Origin of the sequence: Legionella septentrionalis (genome assembly GCF_003989745.1) — a bacterium.
GTDB classification, from domain to species: domain Bacteria; phylum Pseudomonadota; class Gammaproteobacteria; order Legionellales; family Legionellaceae; genus Legionella_A; species Legionella_A septentrionalis.
This window is the reverse complement of the sequence record NZ_RZGS01000065.1, coordinates 1-4,157: the sequence shown is the minus strand read 5'-3', so window position 1 is coordinate 4,157 and position 4,157 is coordinate 1. Positions and strand designations below refer to the sequence as shown.

Here is a 4,157-nt window from a genome sequence, read left to right as displayed (position 1 = left end):
TAAAATATTTAATATCTGATGCTCTGTAAATCGGCTGCGTTTCATCGTTTCTCCTCCTCTTGCCTATTATGCCGGAGAAACTCTAGTTTTAAATGGTGCTATTTTACGGGAGGGTTACAATATTATTACAGAGGTTTATGGATACAAAAGAACCAGGCAACTAATTTGGGGGGCAATTGCATGCAATCTAATTGCTGTTTTATTTATAACATTAGCAATAAAAGCTCCCGCATCTCCCTTTTGGAGCCATCAGAAAGAGTATGCTTTTATACTTGGATCTATTCCTAGAATTATTACGGCATCAATGATTAGCTATTTTAGTGGAGAATTTCTGAATTCATATGTAATCGCTAAACTGAAGATATTTCATGATGGTAATAAATTGTGGCTTAGAATTATATGCGCATCAATTGTTGCTATGACGGTTGATAATTTCTTATTTTTGTCAGTATCATATTGGCATGTTTTACCTTTCTATGAAATGGTCCAATTTTCAAGTAGGAGTTATTTGCTCGGATTGATTTTTGAGTGGTTATCTATACCCTTTATTACCTTTATGGCCAAAAAACTAAAATCCATCGAGCATGTTGATGTCTTTGATATTAATACAAACTTCACACCATTTTCATTGGATGTTGATTATACAGGTAATAATGATCATTTTGATAGAACATAGATTACATATGGCGGGAAGTGTTTTTCATCTTCCCAATAATAGCCATCAGTTTCTTCACCAAGTGGGAGCAAAGTTTCTAGTAATGAAAACTTTGATGTATTAATAATTTCTTGATAGTCCTCATTTGTCCAATAATAATCATATACAATTATTTCTGCGTCTTTTAATAAAACCTTAGCGATGTCACCACTACTTAGGTTCTTGTTTTGTTCAAAGTCCACATTTAATGATAACCATTTATGGTTGTATAATTCTTCACTACCTGTAACGCCTATAAATAAACCGCCTTTTTTTAAAACTCGATAAATTTCATTAATAATGCGACTCAACTCAGGCTTACTTGATATTTCGAATAAAACAAAACTCGAGAATACAATATCAAATGTATTATCCGCATGAGGGAGTTTGGCGCTTTCAATTAAGTTGAAGGGAATTTTGATATTTAATTGGTTAGCTTCTTGCAACATATCTTGACTGATGTCTACGCCTTCAACATCCAATCCAATTTCGTTAAGGAATAATGTAGAGCTGCCCGAACCACACCCGTAATCAAGTGTTTTATTTCCAATAGCATGTCGCTTTAATAAGTCAGGAATTTGCTTAAAAGCTAAAAAAGCAGTTCCGCTATTATCTAATGAGGCGTACTGATTTGAAATAATGGAATAATCATTAATAGGCATATTGCTTCACTCTAGGTCGGTTTAAGATGAGCTGATCTTGCAAAGGAAAATTGTAACTTTGCTTCTTTTTGCGATACTGGTTTCCCAACTGCTTGTAAAGAAAAACGTGTTTCAATAACAATACCAATTATTTGATGACTTTCTGTCAGAGGCACAACACTTTTTATTTCGGGGTTCACTGATCGCATATATGCTTCATGTCCATCCATTAAAAATTGCTTTAATAAAATCATTTTATCGTTTTCATTTTTTACTAAGATCAGGTCACCATCTATAGGTGATTGAGAAGGATCAACGATAATGGTTGAGCCTTTTCGAAAAGCAAGACCAAACGAATCTGTTGGTATTATAAGTGCAAACGAGTTTGGGCCAACTTCTTTTTCCGTAGAAATCCATGTTTGTAATTTTTCTTTAATGTTTTCGCCATGTGTATCAACCCAATTCATAATCCAATCCCATTCAATAACGGGCATTCTAGCTGATGTATAATATGTTGGATTATGAGTGCCTGGCAATCTATCCTTAGGCAAAGGTTCATCGCCCAATAATTGGCTTATTGAAATAGAAAAAAATTTTGATATAGGTCTAAGGGTAGATGCCGTGGGATTTGCATTAGAGTTTAATCTCATTCGTGAAATAGTAGAGGCTGGAACGCCCGTTTCTCTAGCCAATTGCGCATCATCAATATCACATTCCTCCATTAATGAAGAGAGAATATCTTTGAGCTCATGTTTATTATCAGTACTAGATGTTCCCATTTTCTATATTAGCATAATTAGTTTAAATGTTGGTCAATTAAATTAAGAGATAACATTATCTTCTTCATTATACGATATTTTAAAAATCTTTATACCCTTTCCGAATACAGTAAGGCTCACAATATCAACCATATATGAAATAATAATTAGAATATTTCATATATGGTTGATATTGGTTGGGATTTATAGTTTAATTTCTTTGTTGATGGAGAAAGAACCTTAACGGGGATGAAAATTGGAATTTAATAATCATTTTAAAAAAGTATATATCTCGTTTCAGTTATCAGCTGAATCAAATGAGCTATTAACAGAAGCAGCAAAACGTTCTAATCGAAAAAAAGTTCAAGAAGCTAAATTACGGTTAGATGATCATCTAAAAAGATTTCGTTCTATTTCTGAGATTGATTTTGTAATTCCTACAGAAGACATATCTAGTGAGTAACATGTTGTGGAGGGAATAATGATAGCAACAACGACAAAAATAAGGGATTTTTCAAGTTCATCTAGTTATCCCCTCCCATTTGTAAAAAGTAATGTTTCTCAAATCCACTATCAATTTTCTGATAATTTGTTCTTGAATCTGAAAAAAGATAGCACAAAGAGTCTTTATGTCATGATTAAAGACGAATCTGATCACCATATAAGGTTTGAGCGACAGTTAAAAAGAAACTTAAAAAATAAAGGATGTACCATTGTTAAAAATCCTAATAAAGCACAATACACTTTAAATGTGCAGTTAAAAACGATGGGCGTGATGTCCCATGAAGAATTACAAAAAGCATTATTGAATGGTTATGGTTCGCCACTGATTACAAATAGCTATAAATTACTGGGTGATTTAACTGACAAAAATTCATTTTCTTTCCTTATTTCAGATATTCAGATCAATGAATGGATTGGGATAGTAAATGAAGAAAAAATAGACTCCATTAGGCAAATAAGTAAATTTAAAACTTTCCAAACACGCTTGGTTATCAGTACAGAAAAATTTGATCTGACCAAAGCCAATGGCTTATTAAAGCGTGAATTTTTATGCATCGTCGCAAGGATATTTGAATATATGCCAATCATCTAATAGATAACATCCAACAAATTTAATATGAACTAATTGAAAAACAAAAAACATTTTTAAGGTGTGCGGGATTTCTTTAACTTAAAAAAGGACAGAAAAGGAAATGAACTCAAAAAACAGATTACTATCAAAAGCTTTTCTAGCCAGTGCTGTGGCGGTTTTAACTGGCTGTGCTGCAACTCAAACTGCCCTAGAACACAGATCGTTACAAGTCAGCACCAAACAAAGCGAAACTATCTTTTTAGATCCAGTCCCAAGTGCTCAGAAAACCGTGTATGTTTCAGTAAAAAACACTTCTGATGAAGAGGTGGACATTGCTCCGCAATTAAAAACAACCTTAGGTTCGCATGGCTATAAGGTGGTTAATAACCCAAATTCAGCGCACTACCTGTTGCAAGCCAATGTGCTAAAGGTAGGTAAAATGAGTGTTGCAGCAAGTCAATCGGCATTAGGTGGAGGTTATGGTTCAGCCATTGCTGGCGCTGTTGCTGGAACAGCTGTGGGAAGTTTCACTCACACAGGCACTGGGATGATCGCAGGCGGTCTTGCTGGTGGTGTTATCGGGTTGGCTGCGGACTCGTTAATGAAAGACGTCAATTACACGATGATCACGGATATCCAAATCAGCGAAAAAGTAGGCAAGGGCGTTAAAGTCAACGAACAGCTTCAATCCCATTTGAAAAACGGCAGCAGTACAGTGACGTCACAAACGTCATCACGTGACAGCCAATATCAGCGCTATAGAACCCGCGTAATATCTAATGCAAATAAGGTTAACCTAAAGTTTGCTGATGCACGCCCTGCATTAGAACAAGGATTGGTTAAAGTGATTTCAGGAATATTCTGATTATGTAACCATCCCGTAAAATAGGTGTATTCCTGATTAGAGTTCTCCGTCGTAAACTATGTATGAGGAGAACATCGATGAAGAAATCGCGTTTTACAGAAACACAGATTGTTAAAATACTGAA

General features: G+C 34.7%; 6 protein-coding genes. 4 read left to right on the top strand and 2 right to left on the bottom strand.

The features are described from left to right. Positions 1–34 precede the first annotated feature (34 nt). The gene (locus tag ELY11_RS12850; RefSeq protein ID WP_127033831.1) at positions 35–676 is read left to right on the top strand and encodes a queuosine precursor transporter; all 642 of its coding nucleotides are present in this window, start codon (positions 35–37) and stop codon (positions 674–676) included. Here the strand turns inward: ELY11_RS12850 and ELY11_RS12090 are convergent. Further along, positions 658–1,356, bottom strand: coding sequence for a class I SAM-dependent methyltransferase (locus ELY11_RS12090; protein ID WP_126954188.1), 699 nt, complete (start codon positions 1,354–1,356; stop codon positions 658–660). The genes ELY11_RS12850 and ELY11_RS12090 overlap by 19 nt on opposite strands. An 11-nt stretch (positions 1,357–1,367) precedes the next feature. Further along, entirely contained in the window at positions 1,368–2,114 is a 747-nt protein-coding gene (locus ELY11_RS12085; protein WP_126954187.1) for a helix-turn-helix domain-containing protein, read from the bottom strand. A 235-nt stretch (positions 2,115–2,349) separates the two neighbouring features. Here ELY11_RS12085 and ELY11_RS12080 point away from each other — a divergent pair, with 235 nt between their 5' ends. The 3 genes from ELY11_RS12080 (at position 2,350) to ELY11_RS12070 (ending at position 4,033) form a co-directional block, all read left to right on the top strand. Beyond that, a complete protein-coding gene (locus ELY11_RS12080; protein WP_063230508.1) occupies positions 2,350–2,556 on the top strand; it encodes a TraY domain-containing protein in 207 nt (68 codons plus the stop codon). A gap of 18 nt (positions 2,557–2,574) precedes the next feature. Beyond that, positions 2,575–3,189, top strand: a complete 615-nt coding sequence (gene traT, locus ELY11_RS12075) for a complement resistance protein TraT (protein WP_126954186.1) — start codon at positions 2,575–2,577, stop codon at positions 3,187–3,189. A gap of 100 nt (positions 3,190–3,289) precedes the next feature. Next, on the top strand, positions 3,290–4,033 hold the full coding sequence (locus tag ELY11_RS12070) for a complement resistance protein TraT (RefSeq protein WP_126954185.1): 744 nt from the start codon (positions 3,290–3,292) through the stop codon (positions 4,031–4,033). The last annotated feature ends 124 nt before the right edge of the window (positions 4,034–4,157 follow it).